The sequence below is a fragment of the Nonomuraea fuscirosea genome (genome assembly GCF_035917475.1).
Taxonomy (GTDB): Bacteria; Actinomycetota; Actinomycetes; order Streptosporangiales; family Streptosporangiaceae; genus Nonomuraea; species Nonomuraea fuscirosea.
This window is the reverse complement of sequence record NZ_CP109074.1, coordinates 6,184,694-6,206,189: the sequence shown is the minus strand read 5'-3', so window position 1 is coordinate 6,206,189 and position 21,496 is coordinate 6,184,694. Positions and strand designations below refer to the sequence as shown.

The 21,496-nt window shown below is 72.9% G+C and carries 14 protein-coding genes and 1 pseudogene; 12 read left to right on the top strand and 3 right to left on the bottom strand.

The window, feature by feature from the left end:
- Window positions 1-171 precede the first annotated feature (171 nt).
- From OIE67_RS28250 to OIE67_RS28240, 3 genes are read right to left on the bottom strand one after another with little or no spacing between them, the layout of a single operon-like run.
- Window positions 172-2,628, bottom strand: coding sequence for a transglutaminase TgpA family protein (locus tag OIE67_RS28250; RefSeq protein WP_326626053.1), 2,457 nt, complete (start codon window positions 2,626-2,628; stop codon window positions 172-174).
- Window positions 2,625-3,890: a DUF58 domain-containing protein gene (locus tag OIE67_RS28245; protein ID WP_106244590.1), complete on the bottom strand. Its 1,266-nt coding sequence runs from the start codon at window positions 3,888-3,890 to the stop codon at window positions 2,625-2,627. Before OIE67_RS28245 ends, OIE67_RS28250 begins: the two co-directional genes overlap by 4 nt.
- Window positions 3,887-4,936: an AAA family ATPase gene (locus OIE67_RS28240; protein WP_393268755.1), complete on the bottom strand. Its 1,050-nt coding sequence runs from the start codon at window positions 4,934-4,936 to the stop codon at window positions 3,887-3,889. The genes OIE67_RS28245 and OIE67_RS28240 overlap by 4 nt, the downstream gene beginning before the upstream one ends.
- Before the next feature lie 397 nt (window positions 4,937-5,333).
- Here OIE67_RS28240 and mraZ point away from each other — a divergent pair, with 397 nt between their 5' ends.
- From mraZ to OIE67_RS28180, 12 genes and pseudogenes are all read left to right on the top strand, one after another.
- Complete coding sequence (gene mraZ / locus OIE67_RS28235) at window positions 5,334-5,765, top strand: division/cell wall cluster transcriptional repressor MraZ (RefSeq protein ID WP_106244593.1); 432 nt, start codon at window positions 5,334-5,336, stop codon at window positions 5,763-5,765.
- A gap of 223 nt (window positions 5,766-5,988) precedes the next feature.
- Window positions 5,989-6,954 carry a 16S rRNA (cytosine(1402)-N(4))-methyltransferase RsmH gene (gene rsmH, locus OIE67_RS28230; protein WP_326626045.1) on the top strand — a complete coding sequence of 322 codons (966 nt, stop codon included), beginning with the start codon at window positions 5,989-5,991 and terminating at the stop codon, window positions 6,952-6,954.
- On the top strand, window positions 6,944-7,744 hold the full coding sequence (locus OIE67_RS28225; RefSeq protein ID WP_326626044.1) for a hypothetical protein: 801 nt from the start codon (window positions 6,944-6,946) through the stop codon (window positions 7,742-7,744). Before rsmH ends, OIE67_RS28225 begins: the two co-directional genes overlap by 11 nt.
- A gap of 992 nt (window positions 7,745-8,736) precedes the next feature.
- The gene (locus OIE67_RS55780) at window positions 8,737-10,467 is read left to right on the top strand and encodes a peptidoglycan D,D-transpeptidase FtsI family protein (RefSeq protein ID WP_456094170.1); all 1,731 of its coding nucleotides are present in this window, start codon (window positions 8,737-8,739) and stop codon (window positions 10,465-10,467) included.
- A 40-nt stretch (window positions 10,468-10,507) separates the two neighbouring features.
- Window positions 10,508-12,037, top strand: coding sequence for a UDP-N-acetylmuramoyl-L-alanyl-D-glutamate--2,6-diaminopimelate ligase (locus tag OIE67_RS28215; RefSeq protein ID WP_326626040.1), 1,530 nt, complete (start codon window positions 10,508-10,510; stop codon window positions 12,035-12,037).
- Window positions 12,037-13,266 (top strand): annotated as a pseudogene (locus OIE67_RS28210) (UDP-N-acetylmuramoyl-tripeptide--D-alanyl-D-alanine ligase); the annotation flags it as partial. The gene OIE67_RS28215 and the pseudogene OIE67_RS28210, both read left to right, overlap by 1 nt.
- 1,217 nt (window positions 13,267-14,483) lie before the next feature.
- On the top strand, window positions 14,484-15,542 hold the full coding sequence (gene mraY / locus OIE67_RS28205) for a phospho-N-acetylmuramoyl-pentapeptide-transferase (protein ID WP_106244599.1): 1,059 nt from the start codon (window positions 14,484-14,486) through the stop codon (window positions 15,540-15,542).
- A complete protein-coding gene (gene murD / locus OIE67_RS28200; RefSeq protein WP_326626037.1) occupies window positions 15,539-16,915 on the top strand; it encodes a UDP-N-acetylmuramoyl-L-alanine--D-glutamate ligase in 1,377 nt (458 codons plus the stop codon). Before mraY ends, murD begins: the two co-directional genes overlap by 4 nt.
- Window positions 16,899-18,188 (top strand): putative lipid II flippase FtsW, encoded by a 1,290-nt coding sequence (gene ftsW, locus OIE67_RS28195; RefSeq protein WP_181307831.1) that lies wholly within the window; start codon window positions 16,899-16,901, stop codon window positions 18,186-18,188. The genes murD and ftsW overlap by 17 nt, the downstream gene beginning before the upstream one ends.
- 12 nt (window positions 18,189-18,200) lie before the next feature.
- Window positions 18,201-19,277: an undecaprenyldiphospho-muramoylpentapeptide beta-N-acetylglucosaminyltransferase gene (gene murG / locus OIE67_RS28190; protein ID WP_326626033.1), complete on the top strand. Its 1,077-nt coding sequence runs from the start codon at window positions 18,201-18,203 to the stop codon at window positions 19,275-19,277.
- Window positions 19,274-20,671, top strand: coding sequence for a UDP-N-acetylmuramate--L-alanine ligase (murC, locus tag OIE67_RS28185; RefSeq protein WP_106244602.1), 1,398 nt, complete (start codon window positions 19,274-19,276; stop codon window positions 20,669-20,671). The genes murG and murC overlap by 4 nt, the downstream gene beginning before the upstream one ends.
- A 138-nt stretch (window positions 20,672-20,809) precedes the next feature.
- Window positions 20,810-21,478: a cell division protein FtsQ/DivIB gene (locus tag OIE67_RS28180; RefSeq protein ID WP_326626030.1), complete on the top strand. Its 669-nt coding sequence runs from the start codon at window positions 20,810-20,812 to the stop codon at window positions 21,476-21,478.
- Window positions 21,479-21,496 lie beyond the last annotated feature (18 nt).

Genomic DNA, 21,496 nt, shown 5'->3' with positions numbered 1-21,496 from the left:
TGAAAACCGTGGTTCCCCACCTGCGAAAGGCCAGGGTCACCGCTGCGAAAGGCCCGCGACGAGCCCCGCGACGGGGCCGCGACAAGGCCCGCGCGGAGTAACGGCCGTGCCGGAGACGACGACGCGGCCGCCCCCTCCAGGGGGAAACGGCCGCGTCGCCTCGTCCGCCGCTCAGGAGCCCTTCTGGGCCGCCGTCCGCCGCAACCCGATGTTCTCCAGCAGGTCGAACCCGTCGAGCAGCCGCTCACCCAGCAGCCGCAGCCGCCGCAGCGTCGACGGTGGCAGCAGGACCGCGCGCACCCGCCGTCCGCGTGACGTCGTCGCCGCCAGCGCCTGCCGCACCTTGCGCAGGTCCTTGCGCATGGGCTCGATCCGGCCCGCGTCCCTGGCGAACAGCACCCGCTCCACCGCCGAGGCGATGTTCGTGACGGCCGCGGCGGAGTCGGCGTCGAACTCGTACTGCTGGGTCAGCCGCCGCGCCAGCGCTCTCGGGGTCTCGCTGGCCCCGCGGGCCATGCCGTAGTCGTACAGGACGTCGTCCAGTTCGGCCCACGCGGCGGCCACCGACGTGTGACTCCTGCTCGACGCCATCCTGGCCGTCAGCTCGTCGGCGGGCTGCGCGACCTTGAAGCCCAGGCTGCGCACGCGCCTGTTCCTGGTCACCATCCGCACTCCCGCGGGGATCAGCAGGACGAGGAGCAGCGCCGCCGCCCCGATGCCGATCTGGGCGATCAGCGGCATCGAGTCGTCCGGCGGCAGCTCGCCCGGCAGGACCGTGCCCTCACGGTCCACCTCGCGCGGGTTGCGGCGGGCCGACGGGTCCTGGGGCTCGTCGGCCGAGGAACTGGTCGCCCCCGGCGTCGGCGACGTGGACTCCTCCGTGGCCTCAGGACGGGGCTGCGTGTACTCCGGCACGCGGGCGCTGCCCTGCCCGGCCGCCCCCGACGGGGTCGGTTCGAACGGCAGCCAGCCGACGCCCTCGAAGTACAGCTCCGGCCAGGAGTGGGAGTCGTTCGTGCCCACCTCCCACCGGTCGCCCATCTTGACGCCGCCGGTGTAGCCGATCGCCACCCGCGACGGGATGCCCACCAGCCTGGCCAGCACCGCCATCGACGCGGCGAACTGCTCGCAGTAGCCCGCCCGGTCGCGCAGCAGGAAGTCCCGCAGGGCCGAGTTGCCGTGCCCCTGCGTGCGCAGGCTGTAGGTGAAGCCGCCGGTCCTGGTGAAGAACTCCTGCAGCTTCACCGCCGCCTCGTAGGTGGTGCCGGCGCCCGCGGTGACCTCGTCCGCCAGCTGGGCGATCTCGGGGGGCAGGTTCTCCGGCAGCCGGAGGAAGCGCGGGTCGGTGTTCGGCTGCGCGCCGTCGAGCGATTTGAGCAGGGACGCGGTCGGCTTCGGCTCGCTGGTGAGCACCTCGTACTCGATGCCGGCGGCCTCCTCGCGGGTGGAGAAGACCATCAGCGTGTCCACGTCGGCCCGCCAGTCGCCGTCCACCCTGATCTGCCGCGGCGGGTACGGCAGCGGCAGGAACCGCAGCCGCGCCAGGTCGTCGCTGATCTGGACGCTGGTGACCACGTTGGTGATCTGCGGGTCGCGGCCGAGCCCCGGCGGCGGCGGCAGCGGGCCGTTCTCCGTCCTGTTCTGCGGCGCCCCCTTGGGCTGCGTCATCCCGAATTGCTGCCCGTCGAACGTGTCCAGCGCGTAGATCCGCAGGTAGCGCGGCGTGTCGTCGTTGTTGGTGTAGGTCAGCACGACCCGCCGCTCCGGCAGGTCCAGCTGCCCCTTCAGGCTGGCGATCGGGTTGGCGATGCTGATCGAGTTGCCCGGTCCCGAGCCCCTGCCGCCCACGCCGAACGTGAAGAACGACACCGGCTCCATCGCCGGCAGCGCCGCGGGCAGCAGCACCGCCAGCAGGATCGCGGCGAACCCGATGCGCTTGCCCGACAGCCGCAGGCCCCTGGTGTCGGCCGCGGCGCGGGCGCCGCCCGGCGCGGACCGGGACGGGGACGGCGACGGCGCCGACGACAGGGCCGAACGCGTCCTGCGCACCAGCACCGCCCGGCCCCAGTGGCCGACCCGTTCGCGTCCGTCGGAGATCAGCAGGCTGACGAAACCGAGCGCGGCCACGATGAACGCGGGCCAGCTGATCGGCTCGGCCAGGATCGTCGCCGGGACCGTGGCCAGCGCCAGCAGCGGCAGCCCGGCCAGGGCCGCCCGCCGTACGCGCGCGGCGAGCAGGTCGACCGCGATGGCGATGACCGCCACCCCGCCCGCGGTCAGCAGCGTGATGCCCCTCGTCTCCGGCACCGGCGCGGCGAAGCGCTGGATGTCGTCCCAGCCGGTGCCCAGCAGCCTGGCCAGCTCCAGCACCGACGACTTGGTCGGGATCACCAGCGCCCACGCCTTGCCGGCGGCGAACGCGACGGTCAGGTAGACCCACGTCGCGGCCAGGCCGAGCAGCGGCGCCGCCCACGCGGGCAGGGACAGGCGGGAGCTGATGAGGCCCGCCGCGACCACGGCCAGCACGGCGCCGAGCGACGTCCAGAACCAGGTCCCGCCCTGGAAGAGCGGATAGAGCAGGATGGCCGCGGTGAACGAGGCCACTCCCGAGGCGATCGTGAGTCTCATGCCGCGCCCCCCGTGCGGTCGACCGTATATCTGCCGCGGCTGGCGGCGTCCTGCCACACGGAGGCGATCGAGGTGCCCGCCGGCAGGCGGACGATGCGCCAGCCGTACCCGGCCAGGACCGTCTCCACCGCCTGCTGGTTCTCGGCGGCGGCCTGGCCGCCGCCGCTCTCCCAGGTGCCCACGTCGAGCAGGACGGCCACGCCCGTGATGCCGCTGTGCCGCAGCCGAGCCAGCTCCCTGGCCTCCTCGGGGTCGAGTGCGCCGAGCACCGCCACGATCAGCCCGTCGCCGCCGCCCTGCCGCAGCGCCGACACCCCCATCTCCAGGGAGCGGGCCGGGCTGTGGCGGATCACGGCGAGCGTGTCGAGCAGCGAGTAGCTGAGCCCGTCGTCGGTCAGGTGCTCGGCGCCCTGGTCGGTCACCAGCCGCAGGCCGAGGCCCTCACGCGCGAGGTGCACGCCGATCGAGGCCGCCGCGGAGACCGCCACCTCGAAGGACGAGCGCGGGCCCTCGCCGCGGTGGGCGTGCCTGCGGGTGTCGAGCAGGAGGGCGCCGCGGCTCTGCCACTGCTGCTCCTCCCTGCGCACCATCAGCTCGCCGTAGCGGGCGGTCGAGCGCCAGTGCACCCGGCGCAGGTCGTCGCCCTGCCGGTATTCGCGCGGCGCCACGTCGTCGTCGCCGGCCGCCGCCACACTCCTGGTCCTGCTGTCGCCGCCGCCCGTCCACTCACCCGAGAGCCGTACGTGGGGCAGCGCCGCGACGTGCGGCGTCACCACGAGCGTGTCGCTGATCGTGAACGAGCGGGTCAGCTCGACCAGCCCGAACGGGTCGGCGATGCGGATGGCCAGCGGCCCGATCGTGTAGCGGCCGCGCAGGTCCGAGCGCACCCGGTAGTCGATCTCGCGCACGCCACGCGGCTCCACCCGATCGAGCACGAACCGGGGCCGCACGCCCAGCGCGTACGGGACCGTGTCCTCGATCAGCAGCAGGCCGGTCGGCAGCCGGGTCACGTTCTCCAGCCGGAGGGTCACGGTGGCCTCACCGCCCACCTCGGCCCGCGGCGGGTCCAGACGCCTGGCGCAGCTCAGCCGGTAGCGCGTGCGCGCCACCACCATCGCGGCCAGCAGCGGCAGCGCCGTCACCAGGACCCCGATCCTGAACAGGTCGTTCTCCCCGAGGATGACGGCCATGAGCAGGGCCGCGATGCCGGAGGCGAGGAACGACCTGCCCCTGGAGGTCAGCGCCCGCAGTCCGGCCCTCACGACGCTCGCGTCTCCGGCACCGGCACGCGCCTGATCAGATCGGTCACCACCTGCTCGGGCAGCCGCCGCTGGCCCTGCGCCTCGACGCTGGGCAGCAGCCGGTGGGCCAGCACGGGGATGGCCAGGTCCTGGAGGTCGTCGGGGATGACGTAGTCGCGGCCGGTCAGCGCCGCGTGCGCCCTGGCGGCCCGGACGAGCTGCAGCGTGGACCGGGGGGAGGCGCCGAGCCGCAGGTCGGGGGAGTGGCGGGTGGCCACGACCAGGTCGATGGCGTACTTCTTGACCGCCTGCGAGACGTAGACGCCGCGTACGGCCTCGATGAGCGCGCGCACCTCCGCCGTCGTCGCGACCGGCTGGAGCTTGTCGAGCGGCGAGGTGCCCCCGTGCACGTCGAGCATCTCCAGCTCGGCGTGCGGCTCGGGGTAACCCATCGCCACGCGCGCGGTGAAACGGTCGCGCTGGGCCTCGGGGAGGGGATAGGTGCCCTCCATCTCGATGGGGTTCTGGGTGGCGATCACCATGAAGGGCGCGTCCAGCTGGTACGTCCTCCCGTCGACCGTCACCTGGTGCTCCTCCATGCACTCCAGCAGCGCGGACTGCGTCTTGGGGGAGGCCCGGTTGATCTCGTCGCCCACCACGATGTTGGCGAACACCGGGCCGGGCTTGAACTCGAACTCCCGGGTCTGCTGGTTGTAGGCGCTGACCCCGGTGATGTCACTGGGCAGCAGGTCGGGGGTGAACTGCACCCGCCGGACGGGACAGTCGATGGAGCGCGCGAGCGCCTTGGCCAGCATCGTCTTGCCGACGCCGGGCACGTCCTCGATCAGCAGGTGGCCTTCGGCGAGCAGGACCGTCAGCGTCAGACGGACGGCGTCGCTCTTACCCTCGATCACCGATTCGATCGCCTGCCGAATCCGGTGGGCGGTGGAGACCAGCTCGTCGAGCTGGGGAGGGACGTCATGGGTTACTGCCACCAGGCCTCCATGAGAAGTGCGACGGCTGTCCCGTTCGGTGCCTTTGCGGGAGCCATGCCATTCCTTTTCCATTGTCTGTACGACCCTACGACGCTGTGGGTTCTTCAGCGACATTTGTGGATATTCAGGGAACCCCGGCGATGTTCCGGTTCATGTCGCATACAGGTGCGAATCCCGTGACACAGCGCACCCGCCAAGCGCTCCACTTTCCTCCCCGCCGGGCTCCCCGTACGCCCTCCGCCCCTATTTCCGCGGCGATTCAAACCCTCGACACGCCCATGAGGGTTGACCGCGCGCTCACCCCCCTCCACTCCGCTCCATCGCTCTGACCTGCGGTAACGCAAGGGAAACCGATGATGAAGACGGTTCGAATCAGTTGACGGTGGGGAGAAGTGGAGTATGGTGGTGCGCAGTGGAGAGCCCGGCTCACCAGCGCTGAGCGCTTCACGAGGCACGGGAGGTGGGGCCGATGTTCCTCGGCACCCATCAACCGCGTCTGGACGACAAGGGACGGCTGTTCCTGCCGGCTAAGTACCGTGAGGAGCTGGCGGAGGGTCTTGTGATCACCAAAGGCCAGGAGCGATGCCTCTACGTCTTTCCCGTGGAGGAGTTCCAGCGCATTACCGAGGCTCTCAGCACCGCCCCGGTCACCGCCAAGGCGGTGCGTGACTACAGCCGCGTCTTCTTCGCCAGTGCGTCCGACGAGAAACCAGACAAACAAGGACGCATCACGATCCCGCAGAGCCTCCGCCAGTACGCGGGGCTGGAACGTGACTGCGTCGTCATCGGGGCCAACACCCGGCTGGAGATCTGGGACGCGCAGGCCTGGGACACCTATCTCAGCGCGCAGGAGCAGGCGTTCGCCGAACTGTCGGAGGAGGTGCTGCCAGGGATTCTGTAGTGACCACGGTCGATCCGTCGGTGATGTCGTTCGGCGAGGTCTCCACCCGCAACCACTGTCCGCCAGCTGATGCACCTTCCCCGGTGTCAGATGGCGGGCGTCCACGAAGAGGGTGCGGATGGGGACCTGGCCGGACGGCGCCGGGGTGGGGACCCAGGAAGAACCGGCGAACGATCGGCGATACGCGTCATCCGCGAGCAAGGACGCGAGAGGGGGGTTGGAGATGGACGACAACGTCGGCACGGGCGGTCACGTTCCGGTGATGCTCGAGCGCGTTCTGGAGCTGCTCGCCCCCGCGCTGGCCGGGCCCGCACCCGTCGTCGTCGACGCCAACCTCGGCCTCGGCGGCCACTCGGAGGCCCTGCTCGCCGCACACCCCGCACTGCACCTGATCGGGATCGACCGCGACCCTTTCGCGATCGAGTTCTCCACCCGCAGGCTCAGCCCCTACGCGGACCGGACCACCCTGGTCCACGCCTCCTCCGGCGACCTGGCCGAGGTGCTCGACCAGGCGGGCCGTCCGGTCATCGACGGGGCGCTGTTCGACCTGGGGGTCTCCTCCCCGCAGCTCGACGAGGCCGAGCGCGGCTTCGCCTACTCCTATGACGCCCCGCTCGACATGCGGATGGACACCTCGCAGGAGCTGACGGCCGAGCGGGTGGTCAACACCTACCCCGCCCGGGAGCTCGCGCGCATCCTGCGCGACTACGGCGAGGAGAGATTCGCTCAGCGTGTCGCGGGCCTGATCATCAGAGAACGGGCCAAAGAGGCAATAACCTCGACGAAGCGGCTGGCGGACATCGTGCGCGATGCGATCCCCGCCGCTACCCGGCGCACCGGGGGCAACCCCGCCAAGAGGACTTTCCAGGCGCTGCGCATCGAGGTGAACGCGGAGCTGTCCGCCCTGGAGGCGGCGCTGCCCGCGGCACTCGACGCGCTGACGCTCGGTGGGCGAGTGGTCGTGCTCTCCTACCACTCACTCGAGGACCGGCTCACCAAGCAGGCCCTCACGGCGCGAACCAAGGACACCGGCCCACCAGGGCTGCCCGTCCCGCTACCGGCTCACCAGCCGAGGTTCCGCCTGCTGACGAGGGGAGCGGAGCTCCCAAGCGACGAAGAGCTCGCCCGCAACCCGCGGGCGGCCTCGGCCCGGCTACGGGCGGCAGAGAGGATCCGTGTTGACGACTGAGCAGGAGACCGGCAGGGGTGCGCCTGTCCGCCGTGCCGTGCCCAAGACGGGCACGCGCCGGTCGGCGACGTCGTACCAGCCCAAGCCGCGTCCCCGTCCCGACACCCGCCCCGAGACCGACGGCAAGGAGCCGGCCGGCGAGCGTGAGCGCGCCGGCGGCAGCAGGCCCGTGGGCGAGCGCGCCGACGGCAGGAGAGCCGCCGGTGAGCGCGAGCGTGCCGAGGGCAAGAGCCCGGTCGGCGAGCGGGCCCGCCCCGAGGGCAGGACGCCGGGCGAACGGCCGCGCGCCGAGCCCAAGGCGCCGGCGCGCGGCCGGGCCAAGGCAGGCGCGACGCCGGTCCGCACGCGTCCCGCGACGAGCCGCACCGCGCCGCCCGCCGAGCGAGCGCGTCCCGCCGGCGCGGGCAAGCGGCCGGCCGGTACGGCACGCCCCGAGACCGGCGGCGCGACGTCGTCCCGTCCCGCCGCACGGCGGCAGCCGACGCGCCGGCAGCGGGCGCCGTTCGTGCTGCTCGTCGTCGGCCTGCTCTGTGGCGGCCTCGTCAGTCTGCTGCTGCTCAACACCATGCTGGCCCAGGACGCGATCACCGACGCGTCGCTGCGCGAGCAGATCGCGGTGGCCGAGCAGGAGAAGGAGAAGATCGAGCAGGAGTACCAGCGCAAGACGCAGCCCGGCGTCATCGCCGACCTGGCCGACAAGCAGGGCCTCAGCCGCAGGTGGGACGAGGTCAACCCGTGGACCGGCGGCACGACCGACACACAGCCCGGCCAGGCGGACAGCACACGGTGAGCGGTTCGGGCGGCAGGGGGCAGGGACCCGGCCGCGGCGCTGGCGGCGCCGGCTCTCAAGGAGGGCCAGGCGCCGCTCGTCGTACGCCGGGGGGACCGGGCAGGAGCGGGCGTCAGGGCGGCCGCTCCGACGGCGGCCGTTCTGACGGTGGCCGTTTCGACGAGGATCGTTTCGACGACGGGCGCTCCGACGGCGGCCGGTCCGACGGTGACCGTTCCGACGGCGGTCGTTCCTCCGGTACGGGCCGTTCCGGTTCGGCGGAGAATCCGCCGCGGCGGCCCCGCGACCGGCTCGACCCCCTCGACCTGCCGTTCGGGCACGACGACGGCCGGACCCGCCCGCCGCGCGAGCCGGGCGAGGAGCCGCGCGGCCGGTCGCGGCCCGGCGACGACGGCCCACAGGGCCGCTCACAGGGCCGCTCAGGGGGCCGCTCAGGGGGCCGCTCAGGGGGCCGCTCACGGGACGACGGCCCGCGCGGGCGCTCGCGCGACCGCGACGACGACGACCCGCCGAGGAGGCGCGCCCCGCAGTCGCGCGACGACGGCGACCGGCCCAGAGGCCGCGCGCCCCGGTCACGCGACGAGGACGAGCGGCTCAGAGGACGCGTCCAGGGGCGCGACGAGCGCGCGAGCGGCCGTTCCGGCGATCGAGCCGGTGACAGGGCCGGTGACAGGGCCGGTGAGCGAGGCCCCGGCAGGCCGGGTGACAGCTCCGCCGGCAGGGCGGCCGACCGGGCGGCCGACCGGGCCGCGGATCGGGCCGCGGATCGGGCGGGGGACCGGCGCAGGCCCGGCCGGCAGGAGGACGCGCCCGGACGCCGTACGCCCGCGAGCAGGCCCCCGGCAGGGGGATCCCGGCCGGACGCGGCGCGCGGCCGGACCACGGCGGGGACCTCGGGCCGGACCACGGGCCGGACCACGGGGCGCCGCGACGGAGACGGGCCGCCGCCCAGGGGCCCGCGCAGGCCGCCACCGCCGCCGCGCCCGCCACTGGTGCTGCGGTTGGGCAGCCCGCGCAGGCGGATCAACATCGGCCTCATCGGCATGACGTTCGTGCTGTCGATCTTCGCCGGGCGGCTCATCCAGATGCAGGGCCTGGAGTCCAAGGTGTACGCGGCGGCCGCGGCCGACCAGCGCCAGCACACCGAGACGATCCCGGCCAAGCGCGGCTCGATCACCGACGTCCACGGCAACGAGCTGGCCGTCACGGTCGAGGCCCGCGAGGTGTCGATCGACCCGACCAAGGTCCCCGCGGCCGTACGCGCGGGCGCGGCCAAGCTCCTCGCCCAGCAGCTCGGCAAGGACGAGCGGGAGATCGCCGCGAAGCTGAGCAGGACCGGCACCCACTACCAGCTCCTGGCCAGGGACGTCGACCCCGTCGTGGCCACCCGGCTGCTCCAGGCCCCCATCCCCGCGCTGGCGGCCAAGAAGACGTACCGGCGGCTCTACCCGGCGGGCGACCTGGCGGGCAGCCTCATCGGGTTCGTCGGCGACGAGGGCAGCGGCCTCGGCGGCATGGAGCAGGCGAAGAACTCCCTGCTGGCCGGCCGCGACGGCAAGAAACGCGTCGAGACCGGCCGCGACGGCCAGCAGATCCCGATGACCAGCAGCGAGCGCACCGCGCCGGAGGACGGCCAGGACGTGCGGCTGACCATCGACCGCGACATCCAGTGGGCCGCCCAGAAGTCGATCGGCGATCAGGTGCGCAAGTCCGGCGCCGAGAGCGGCACCGTGATCGTCATGGACGTGCGGACGGCGCAGATCGTGGCCATGGCCAACGCCCCCGAGCTCGACCTGAACAACTGGCGCAAGGCCCCGCAGTCCCACTACGTCAACAAGGCCGCCGCCGACGTCTTCGAGCCCGGCAGCACCAACAAGGTGATCACCGCGGCCGCCGCGCTGGAGGCCGGCGAGGTGACGCCCGACACGGTCTTCCAGGTGCCCGACCGGATCAGGTGCACCGACCAGGTGCTGCGCGACGCCCACGCGCACAAGACGGAGTCGATGACGTTCCGGCAGGCCATGGCCCAGTCCAGCAATGTGGCCACGGTCATGGCGGCGCGTAAGGTGGGCAGCGAGCGGCTGCACAGGATGCTCACGGCGTTCGGCTTCGGCAGCACGCCGGGCGGCGGCGTGCCCGGCGCCGAGGCGGGCCTGCTGCCCGACTACAAGAAGTGGTCGGGCAGCCAGAACTGCACGGTCGCCTACGGGCAGGGCGTGTCGGTGACCGCGCTGCAGATGGCCAGCGTCTACCAGACCATCGCCAACGGCGGCGTCAAGATCGAGCCGCGGATCGTGGCCGGCACGAAGGACGCGACGGGCAGGTTCGTCCCCGCTCCTCCCGGTAAGCAGACCAAGGTGGTGAGTGAGACGACGGCCAGGGAGATCTCGACGATGCTGGAGAGCGCTGTGGGCGAGGAGGGCACCGGCCAGCTGGCCGCCATCGACGGCTACCGGGTGGCGGGCAAGACCGGCACGGCCAACCGCTACGACGCCAGGCTCGGCCGCTACGACGGCTACACCGCCTCTTTCGTCGGGTTCGCACCGGCCGACGATCCGCGGCTGGTGGTGCTCTCGGTGCTGCAGAACCCGAAGAACGGCCACTTCGGCGGGCAGTTGGCGGCCCCCGTGTTCAAGGATGTGATGACGTTCGCCGTCAAGAGCATGAAGATTCCACCCACGGGCTCCGCCGCGCCGCAGGTGCGGATGCGCGCGGGACAGTGACCAGGGAAGGTACGCTCTCGCCGTGCGTCCCCCGTCGTCTATGCGTCCCACGACCAGCCCGCCTCGCCCGCTGACCGGGCTCGCGACCATGCTCGACGCCGATTCCGGCACGTCGAGGTCGCCCCACGCCGCCCTGACCGGCGTCACGATCGACTCCCGCGCCGTCAGACGCGGAGATCTGTACGTGGCGCTGCCCGGCAACCGCGTCCACGGAGCCACGTTCGCCGCCGACGCGATGGCCGGCGGCGCCGTCGCCGTGCTCACCGACCGGGCCGGCCGCGACGCGGCCGTGGCCACCGGGCTGCCGGTGCTCATCGTGCCCGACCCGCGCGCCCTGCTCGGGCAGATCTCCTCCTGGGTGTACGGGCAGCCGGCCCACGACATCCAGATCCTCGGCGTCACCGGCACCAGCGGCAAGTCCACCACCACGTTCATGATCGAGGCCGGCCTGCGGGCCGCCGGCCACCGGTCGGGCCTGGTGGGCGGAGTCGAGATCCACGCCGGCGAGCTGAGCTTCCAGCCCACGCTCACCACGCCCGAGGCGTCCGCGCTGCACGGCCTGTTCGCGCTCATGCGCGAGGAGGGCGTCAGCGCCGCCGCCATGGAGGTCTCCAGCCACGCGCTCGCGCTCGGCCGGGTCGACGGCCTCTACTACGACGTCGCCCTGTTCACGAACCTGTCGCAGGACCACCTCGACTTCCACAAGGACTTCGAGGACTACTTCGCGACCAAGGTGAAGCTGTTCCAGCCGGAGCTGAGCCGGGCCGGCGTGACCAACATCGACGACCACTACGGGCGTGAGCTGATCGGCCTGGCCAAGGTGCCGATGACCACGTTCTCCGCGCTCGGCGACCCCGAGGCCGAGTGGCGCGCGGTCGACGCCAGGCTCGGGGCCGACGGCAGCGCGTTCCGCGTGGTCGGCCCGGGAGGCGTCGAGGCCGACGCGCAGATCGCGCTGCCCGGCCCGTTCAACGTCGCCAACGCGCTCGGGGCCGTCGTCACGCTGGTCGAGGCCGGGGTGCCGCTGCAGACGGCGGTGCACGGCGTCGGCACGCTGACCGGCGTGCCCGGCCGCATGCAGCGCGTCACCGAGGCAGGCGACGAGTTCCAGGCCGTCGTGGACTACTCGCACAAGCCGGGCGCGGTGGAGTCGGTGCTGCGCTCGCTGCGGTCGGTCACCGCCGGGACCCTGACGATCGTGCTCGGCTGCGGCGGCGACCGCGACAAGGGCAAACGCCCTCTCATGGGGGAGATCTCCGCCGAACTGGCAGATGTCGCTATTTTTACCAGCGACAATCCCCGATCCGAGGATCCGCTGGCCATCCTCGCGACGATGATGGAGGGGGCCCTCCGCGTTCCGCAGCACGACCGCGCTCATGTGATCATTGAGCCCGACCGCGCGGCCGCCATCGGCCTGGCGATCGCCCGGGCCGGGCGCGGCGACGTGATCGTCGTGGCCGGGAAGGGCCACGAGCAGGGTCAGTACGTTTCAGGCGAGGTGATCCCCTTCGACGACCGCGAAGTGGTCGCCGAAGCGATCGACGCACGCAAGGAAAGCAGGAAGCACTAATGATCCCGTTGCCTCTGGCCAGGATCGCCGAGATAACCTCGGGCGCCCTGTCGGGCATGGCCGATCCCCGCGCGGTGGTGCGCGGGCCCGTCGTGATCGACTCGCGGGCCGTAGAACCGGGATCCCTGTTCGTCGCCATCAAGGGCGCGCGGGTCGACGGTCACGACTACGCCGCGCAGGCCGTACGCGCGGGAGCCGTCGCCGTGCTGGCCGGCCGGCCGGTCGACGCGCCCGCCGTGATCGTGCCCGACGCCGCCGCGGCGCTCGCCGAACTGGCCGCCGCCCAGGTCCGCACGCTGCCCAAGGTCACCGTGATCGGCGTGACCGGCTCGGCCGGCAAGACCAGCACCAAAGACCTCCTGGCCAAGCTGACCGGGCGGATCGGCTCGACCATCGCGCCCGTCGGCAGCTTCAACAACGAGCTCGGCCATCCGCTGACCGTCCTGCGGGCCGACCTCGAGACCCGCTTCATGGTGCTGGAACTGGCCGCGCGCAACATCGGCCACATCAAGGACCTGACCCGCATCGCGCCGCCGCAGATCGGCGTGGTGCTCAACGTCGGCACCGCGCACCTGGGCGTGTTCGGCGGCAAGGAGGCCATCGCCAAGGCCAAGGGCGAGCTGGTGGAGGCGCTGCCGCGCACGGGCGTCGCCGTGCTCAACGCCGACGATCCGCTGGTGCGGGGGATGGCCTCCCGTACGGAGGCGCGGGTCACCTACTTCGGGTGCGGCGAGTCCGCGGCGATCAGGGCCGAGGGCGTCGTGATCGACAACAGAGGGCGGGCCTCCTTCACGCTGCGCACCCCGTCGGGAGCCGCGCACGTGTCACTGAAGCTGTACGGCGCGCACGCGGTCTCCAACGCGCTCGCCGCGGCGGCGGCCGGCTACGAGCTGGGGCTGCCCGTGGCCACCATCGCCGAGGAACTGTCGGAGGCCACGCCGCGCAGCCGGTGGCGGATGGAGGTCACCGACCGGGCCGACGGGGTGACCGTGGTCAACGACGCCTACAACGCCAACCCCGACTCCATGAAGGCGGCCTTCGAGGCCTTCGCCACCCTCGGCAAGGGACGCCGGCGCTTCGCGGTCATCGCGGCGCTGCGCGAACTGGGCGACGAGGGGCCGGCCCTCAACGCCGAACTCGGCCGGCTGGCCGGCGGGGCGGGGCTCGCGGGGCTGATCGTGGCCGGCCCCGATGCGGGCCCGGTCCTCGACGGCGCCCACGAGGCCGCCCAGGCCACCGCCCAGGAGCTGGCGGCCCACACGACCTTCCCCCAAGGAGCCCCCGGCCCGATGGGTGCCGGGCCGACGGGCGCCGGGCCGGGTGGCGCGGTTCCGGGCGTTGTGGCTCCCGCCTGGCCTTCGGTGCCGGGCGCGGTGATTTCCGGCCCGCAGACACCCGCTGGGCCCGCGCAGACGCCCCCTGGGCCGCTCTCCGGCCCCCACGGGCCCGCGCCGCAGGACCGGCAGCCGACCGGCCCCGAGCAAGGGCCGCCCCAGAGCTGGTACGGACCCGACGCCGAGCACGGCGCACCCCAGGGCTGGCACGGCCCCGAAGCGGGCGGTGGGCAGCCGCAGGGGTGGCACGGGTCCGACGCTGGTGTGCCGCAGCCGGCTCCTGGGCCGGGATGGCAGGTGCCCGACGAAGGCGCGGTGCCTCCTGGGCAGGGCTGGCATGGGCAGGCCGCCGAGCACGGCGCGCCCCAGCCCGGTGGGCCGGTTCCGGACGCGGGCGGCCCGCGAGGCGGTCACGGCCCAGAGGCAGGCGGCGCGCGGTCGCCGGACTGGTACGGCCCCGAGGCGGGCAGCGCGCGGCCTCCGGGCTGGCATGGGCCCGAGGCGGGCGGTGGGCAGCCGCAGGGCTGGCACGGCCCCGAGGCGGGCGGTGGGCAGCCGCAGGGGTGGCACGGCCCCGAGGCGGGCGGTGGGCAGCCGCAGGGGTGGCACGGGTCCGACGCTGGTGTGCCGCAGCCGGCTCCTGGGCCGGGATGGCAGGTGCCCGACGAGGGTGCCGTGCCTCCTGGGCCGGGCTGGCACGGGCAGGAAGACGACGGCTCCGGTCAGGGGTGGCAGGGGCCTCCCACCGCCGGAGGACCGCTCATAGGCGGCATGCCGGGCGGAACCCCCGTGAGCGGGCCTCCCGGAGCGCCCGGTGGGTCCCAGGCGGGCGGGCCCCCGCCCGGGTTGCCGTCAGGGATGCCGTCCGGACCCCCGCCGGGAACGCCACCGGGCATGCCGCCGGTCGGGCCGCCGGTCGGTGGACCGGCGGCGGGGCCTGGGGGAGGGGCGTACTACGGGCAGCCGACGCGGATCGTGCACGTGCCGGACGCCGAGGCCGCGGCGGCCGAGCTGGGCTCGTGGCTGCGGCCCGGTGACGCGGTGCTGATCAAGGGACCGAGGGCCATGGGTCTGGAGCGCACGGCCGAGATCATCCTCGGAGGTTCCCCCCAGTGACCAACATCATCATCGCCGGCGCGGTCGGCCTGATCCTCTCCATGCTGGGCACCCCCCTGGCGATCAGGCTGTTCTCGCGGCGGGGTTACGGTCAGGAGATCCGCGAGGAGGGCGTCCAGGCCCACCTCGGCAAGCGCGGCACCCCCACGATGGGCGGCATCGTGTTCGTCCTGGCGTCGCTGCTCGCCTACGGCGCCTCCCACCTGGCCATGCTGGAGCCCCCGACGGTGTCGGGCGGCCTGGTGCTGTTCCTGATGACAGGGCTCGGCGCGGTCGGGTTCCTGGACGACTTCATCAAGATCTACAAGCAGCGCAGCCTCGGCCTGCGCAGCGGCGCCAAGGCGCTCGGCCAGCTGATCGTGGGCGCGGTCTTCGCCGTCCTGGTGACGCGCCAGCCCAACGTGTACGGCATCACCCCCGCCGAGACCCGCCTGTCGTTCCTGCGCGACTTCGGCCCGCCCTCGATCGGCATCGTCGGGTTCACCATCTGGGTGCTCATCATGATCGTCGGGTTCTCCAACGCGGTGAACCTCACCGACGGCCTCGACGGCCTGGCCAGCGGCGCGACCGGCGTCGTGCTGGCCGCGTACGTGCTGATCGGCAACTGGCAGCTGCGCAACAACTGCATCGACCAGCTCGGCCCCAACTGCTACTGGGTACGAGATCCGCTCGACCTGGCCGTGGTGGCCGCGGCCGTGCTGGGGGCGCTGATCGGATTCCTGTGGTGGAACGCCCCTCCCGCCCGGATCTTCATGGGCGACACCGGCTCCCTGGCGCTGGGCGGCGTGCTGGCCGGGCTGGCCATCGCCACCCGTACCCAGCTGCTGCTCATCATCCTGGCCGGCCTGTGCGTGATGATCACGCTGTCGGTGATCATCCAGGTCGGGTTCTTCAAGATGACCGGCAAACGGGTGTTCAGGATGGCGCCGCTGCAGCACCACTTCGAGCTCAAGGGCTGGGCGGAGACCACGATCGTGGTCCGCTTCTGGCTGATCGCCATGTTGTGCGCGGCGCTCGGTCTGGGACTGTTCTACGTCGAGTGGATGCCCCGATGAGTCTCACCTGCGTGGCCGGGCTCGGCGTGTCCGGCACCGCGGTGGCCAGGGTGCTGGCCGCGCGCGGCGAGCGGGTCGTGGTCGTGGAGGCCGCGGAGGGCGAGCGGCAGCTGGCCGCCGCGGCCGAGCTGGCCAGGGTCGGCGTCGAGACCCGCTTCGGCGAGATGGCGCTGCCAGAAGGCGTGACGCGGGTGATCACCACGGGGTGGGCGCCGCATCACCCGCTGATCGCCGCCGCGCTGCGCGACGGGGTCGAGGTCGTCGGCGAGGTGGAGCTGGCCTGGCGGCTGCGGCCCGCCCAGGCGGCCCCCTGGCTGGCGCTGACCGGCACCAACGGCAAGACCACCGCCGTCCGCATGCTCACCTCCATCCTGCTGGCGGCCGGGCGCAAGGCCCTGGCCGTGGGGAACGTGGGCACGCCCGTGGTGCGGGCGGTGGCGGAGCCGTACGACGCGCTGGCCGTCGAGCTGTCCAGCTTCCAGCTGCACTGGTCGAGCACGCTGGCCCCGCACGCCGCGGCGGTGCTCAACGTGGCCCCCGACCACCTCGACTGGCACGGCTCCATGGAGGAGTACGCAGCCGCCAAGGGCCGCGTCTTCGAACGCGCCGGCACCGTGATCTTCAACGCCGACGACCCCGAGGCCGCCCGGCTGGCCGCGCCCTACCCCGGCGCCGTCGGGTTCACCCTGCGGGTGCCGAAGCGGGGCGAGATCGGCGTGGTCGAGGACCTGCTGGTGGACCGGGCATTCGTGGCCGACCCGGTCGAGGCGGCCGAGGAGCTCGCGACGCTCGACGACGTGCGCCCCTTCGCCCCGCACAACGTGGCCAACGCCCTCGCCGCCGCCGCGCTGGCCCGCTCGCTCGGCGTGCCGTCCGAGGCCGTACGCCAGGGGCTGCGCGACTTCGTGCCCGACCCCCACCGGCTGGCGCACGTGGACCGGATCGGCGAGGTCGACTACATCGACGACTCCAAGGCCACCAACCCGCACGCCGCCGCCGCCGCGCTGGCCTCGTACCCGTCGGTGGTGTGGGTGGCGGGCGGGCTGCTCAAGGGCGCGGACGTGGACGAGCTGGTGCGCCAGGCGGCGCCGCGACTGCGCGGAGCGGTGCTGCTGGGCGCCGATCGCGCCCGGATCGCCGAAGCCATCGCGCGACACGCGCCGAATGTCCCCCTCGTGGACATCGCCGATCGGGACACTGGTGCGATGGAAAGAGTCGTCACCGAAGCCGCCCGGCTGGCCTCCCCAGGGGACACCGTGCTGCTCTCCCCGGCGGGGGCCTCCCTGGACATGTTCGCCAACTATCCCGCGCGGGGGGAGGCCTTCGCGCGTGCCGTACGCGAGCTGAGGGCGCGGCGTGAGCACGAGCGCTGAGGAACGGGTGCGGCGCCCTGCCGCCGCGCAGGAGGGGCCGGGAAGCTGGGCGCGCGAGCAGCTGGGCACGCTCAAGGAGCTGCTGGACAAGCCGCTGACGACCTACTACCTGATCATCATGTGCAGCGCGCTGCTGCTGGCGCTGGGGCTGATGATGGTGCTGTCGGCCTCCAGCATCGAGGCGCTGGCCAAGACCGGCAGCCCGTTCTCGTGGTTCATCAAGCAGTCGCTGTCGGCCGCGGTCGGCGTGCCGGTGATGTACCTGTGCTCGCGCCTGCCGGTCAAGTTCTTCCGATGGGCCGGCTACCCGCTGATGGCGCTGTCGATCATCGCGCTGGTCATGGTGCTGTTCATCGGCTCGGCCGAGCTGGGCGCGCAGCGGTGGATCTACATCGGCCCGTTCACCGTGCAGCCGTCGGAGCCGGCCAAGCTGGGGCTCGTGCTGTGGGGTGCCGACCTGCTGTCCAAGCGCGTACGGCAGGGCAGGATCGAGTGGCGCCAGATGCTGATCCCGCTCATGCCCGGCACCGCGATCCTGGCCGTCATGGTCATGCTCGGCCGCGACCTGGGCACCACGCTGGTCCTGTTCATGATCTTCCTGTCGCTGCTGTGGGTGGTGGGGGCGCCGGTCAAGCTGTTCGGCGGCATCATGGCGCTGGCGGTGCTGGCGGCGTTGATAATGATCAAGGTGGAGCCGTACCGGATGGCGCGCATCGGCGCCTTCCTCGACCCGTGGGCCGACGCGCAGGGCGCGGGCTACCAGGCCGTGCAGGGGCAGATCGCGATGGGCTCCGGCGGCTGGTTCGGCCTCGGGCTCGGCGAGAGCCGGCAGAAGTGGAACTGGCTGCCCCACGGCGAGAGCGACTTCATCTTCGCCATCCTCGGCGAGGAGCTCGGGCTGATGGGCACGCTGATCGTGGTCGCCCTGTTCGGGCTACTCGGCTACGCGGGGCTGCGCGTCGCCGTGCGGGTCAACGACGCCTTCACCCGGCTCGCCGCCGCCGCCATGGTGGCCTGGATCGTCGGGCAGGCCACCGTCAACATGGGGGCCGTGCTCGGCGTGCTGCCGATCACCGGCATCCCCCTGCCCCTGGTCTCGTACGGCGGCTCCTCGCTGCTGCCCACGCTCGCCGCGCTCGGCATGCTGCTGTCGTTCGCCAAACGCGAGCCCGGCGCGCGGGAGGCCTTGGCGGCTCGTGGCCCCGGACCGGCCGTGCGGGCCCTAAGCTGGCTTGGCCTGGGGGGTACGTCCAAAGGCCGAGCGACACGTTAGGGAGTGACCGAGATGAGGGTGGTCCTCGCCGGTGGGGGGACGGCCGGGCACATCGAGCCCGCGTTGGCCCTTGCGGACGCGCTGCGCCATCTTGACCGGAGCGTCGGCATCACCTGCGTGGGCACGGAGCGCGGCCTGGAGTCGCGGCTCGTGCCCGCCAGGGGCTACGAGCTGGAGCTGGTGCCGGCCGTGCCGCTGCCAAGGGCGATCACTCCGAGCCTGCTCACCGTGCCGGGCAGGCTCGCCGGGGCGATCAACGCCACGGCCGCCATACTCGACCGGGTCCAGGCCGACGTCCTGGTCGGCTTCGGCGGCTACGTGGCGACGCCCGCATACCTGGCGGCCAAGCGGCGCGGCGTGCCGATCGTCGTCCACGAGGCCAACCCGCGTCCCGGCCTGGCCAACCGGCTCGGCGCCCGGCTGACCGACCACGTGTTCAGCGGGTTCCCCGACACCGCGCTGCCCAAGGCCGAATACATCGGCACGCCGCTGCGCCGCGACATCGTCACGCTCGACCGGCTGTCCACGGGCGACAAGGCGCGCTCGTGGTTCGGGCTGGAGAACGACCGGCCGACGCTGCTGGTGTTCGGCGGCTCGCAGGGCTCCAGGTCGATCAACCAGGCCGCGCTCGCCGCCGCGCCCGTGCTGCGCCGGGCCGGCGTGCAGGTGCTGCACGTCATCGGCCCGAAGAACACCGTCGAGCACGAGCCGCCGCCCGGCGACCCGCAATACGTGCTGCTGCCCTACGTCGACCGCATGGACCTCGCCTACGCCGCCGCCGACGTGGCCCTGTGCCGCAGCGGGGCGCTGACCTGCGCCGAGCTGACCGCGGTCGGGCTGCCCGGCGCCTACGTCCCGCTCCCGTACGGCAACGGCGAGCAGCGCATCAACGCCGAGCGCATCGTCCGCGGCGGCGGCGGCCTGATGGCCGACGACGCCGAGCTGTCACCCGAATGGATCATCCACAACGTGCTGCCCGTCCTCCACGACCCCGAGCGGGTCGTCGTCATGTCGGAGGCCGCCTCCAGACTCGGGAGGAAGGACGCCGATATCATGCTTGCCAGGAAAGTGTTGGAGATAGCCCGATGAGTCTTGTCAAGCTGGTCGATCCCGTCACCGTGGAAGAGCTGGGGCGGGTGCACTTCATCGGCGTGGGCGGCGCCGGCATGTCGGGCATAGCCCGCATCCTGCTCAAGCGTGGTGTACGGGTGACCGGCAGCGACGCGCGCAGTTCCGAGCTGATCACCGAGCTGCGCGAGCTGGGCGCGACCGTGCACATCGGCCACGCCGCCTCCCACATCAGAGACGTCGACACCGTGGTCGTCTCGACCGCCATCCGCGACTCCAACCCCGAGCTGGGCGAGGCGCTCAAGCAGGGGCTGCGGATCATCCCGCGGGCCGCCGCGCTGGCCTCCGTCATGGCCGGGCGCACCGCGGTCGCCATCGCCGGCACCCACGGCAAGACCACGACCACGTCCATGCTGACCGTGGCGCTGCAGAAGTGTGGCGCCGACCCGTCCTACTGCGTGGGCGGCCAGCTCGTCACCACCGGGCTGGGCGCCGACGACGGGCAGGGCCGGATGTTCGTGGCCGAGGCCGACGAGAGCGACGGCTCCTTCCTCATGCTCGCCCCCGACATCGCCGTGGTGACCAACGTCGAGGCCGACCACCTCGACAACTACGGCGACCCGCGGGCCGTCCACGACAGCTTCGCCAGGTTCGCCGACCGGATCGGCTCGCTGCTCATCGCGTGCGCGGACGACCCCGGCGCGGCGGAGACGGCGCGCCGGGCGGCGGAGCGCGGGCTGCGGGTCAAGACCTACGGCGTGACCGGCGACGACTACCGGATCTCCGGCGTCAGGCCCGACGGGTTCGGCACGGTGTTCACCGTCGAGGGCAGGGGCGAGGTGCGCCTGGCCGTTCCCGGGGCCCACAACGCGCTCAACGCCACCGCGGTGATCGCCGTGGCCGACGAGCTGGGGCTGCCGTTCGAGGAGATCAGGCAGGGGCTGGGCGCCTTCACCGGGGCCAAGCGGCGCTTCGAGGCCAAGGGCGAGGCGGGCGGCATCGCGGTGTTCGACAGCTACGCCCACCACCCGACCGAGCTGGCCGCCGACCTGCGGGCCGCCCGCGACGTGGTGGCCTCCTACTCCGGCACCGGGCGGGTCATCGCGATCTTCCAGCCGCACCTCTACTCGCGCACCCGGTTCTTCGCCGACGAGTTCGGGGCGGCGCTCGGGCTGGCCGACGAGGCCATCGTGCTCGACGTCTACGGGGCCCGCGAGGATCCGGAGCCCGGGGTGTCCGGCGCGATGGTGGCCGAGCGGGTGCCGCTGCTGCCCGAGCGGGTGGCGTACGCGCCCGACCGGTCCTCGGTGCCCGGGCTGGTGGCCGAGCGGGCCAGGCCCGGCGACATCGTGCTCACCATGGGCGCGGGTGACGTGACCGAGCTCGGGCCGCAGATCGTCGCGCGCCTGTCCTGAGTCCTCGTTCCCGGGCGCCTCTCCCGCGCGGCGCCTGGCGCGGTGCGGCGGGGCCGCGGGTTGGGCGTGGCGCGCGGTGTCGGGCCGCGCGTCGGCGTAGGTTCGGTGCCGACATGGGCGCATGCTGGTGGGAGGGCGATGAAGGCGCGCACGGCTTTCCTGGTGCTGCTGACGGCGGGGGTGGTGGGCACGGCCGCGTGGCTGGTGTTCCTCTCGCCCGTGCTGGGAGTGCGTTCGATAGAGATCGTGGGAAATCTCACAGTGCCGAGCGAGCGCATCAAACAGCAGGCCGGCGTGCCCGACCTCCACCCCCTCGCCACCGTCAACCTGGCCGACGTGGAGAGCCGCGTCCTGGCCATCAGACAGCTCGCCGGCGCCAAGGTGGACCGAGTCTGGCCCGGCACGCTCAAGATCGAGGTGGTCGAGCGCGAGCCGGTCGCCGCCGTCCAGACGGGCGACAAGGTGGCGATCGTCGACGGCCAGGGCGTGGTGATCGAGGTGAAGAACGCGGTGCCGCCCATGCTGCCGCTGCTGAAGGTGGACCGCCCGGCCCAGGGCGACCCGGTCATGGCGGCGGCGCTGAAGGTCGTGCAGTCCGTGCCGGACGAGGTGGCGGCCAAGGTCAGGCAGGTCCGCGCGGGCACGGCCGAGGGGGTGACACTGATCCTCTCCGACGGCCGCACCGTCCTGTGGGGCGGCACCGACCGGCCGGGGGAGAAGGGCCGCATCCTGGTCGCGCTGCTCAAGAAAGAGAGAGCGGTCACCCTGTACGACGTCAGCTCACCCGACGTGGTGACCCTGAAGTGATCGTGATCGTCAGGGTCT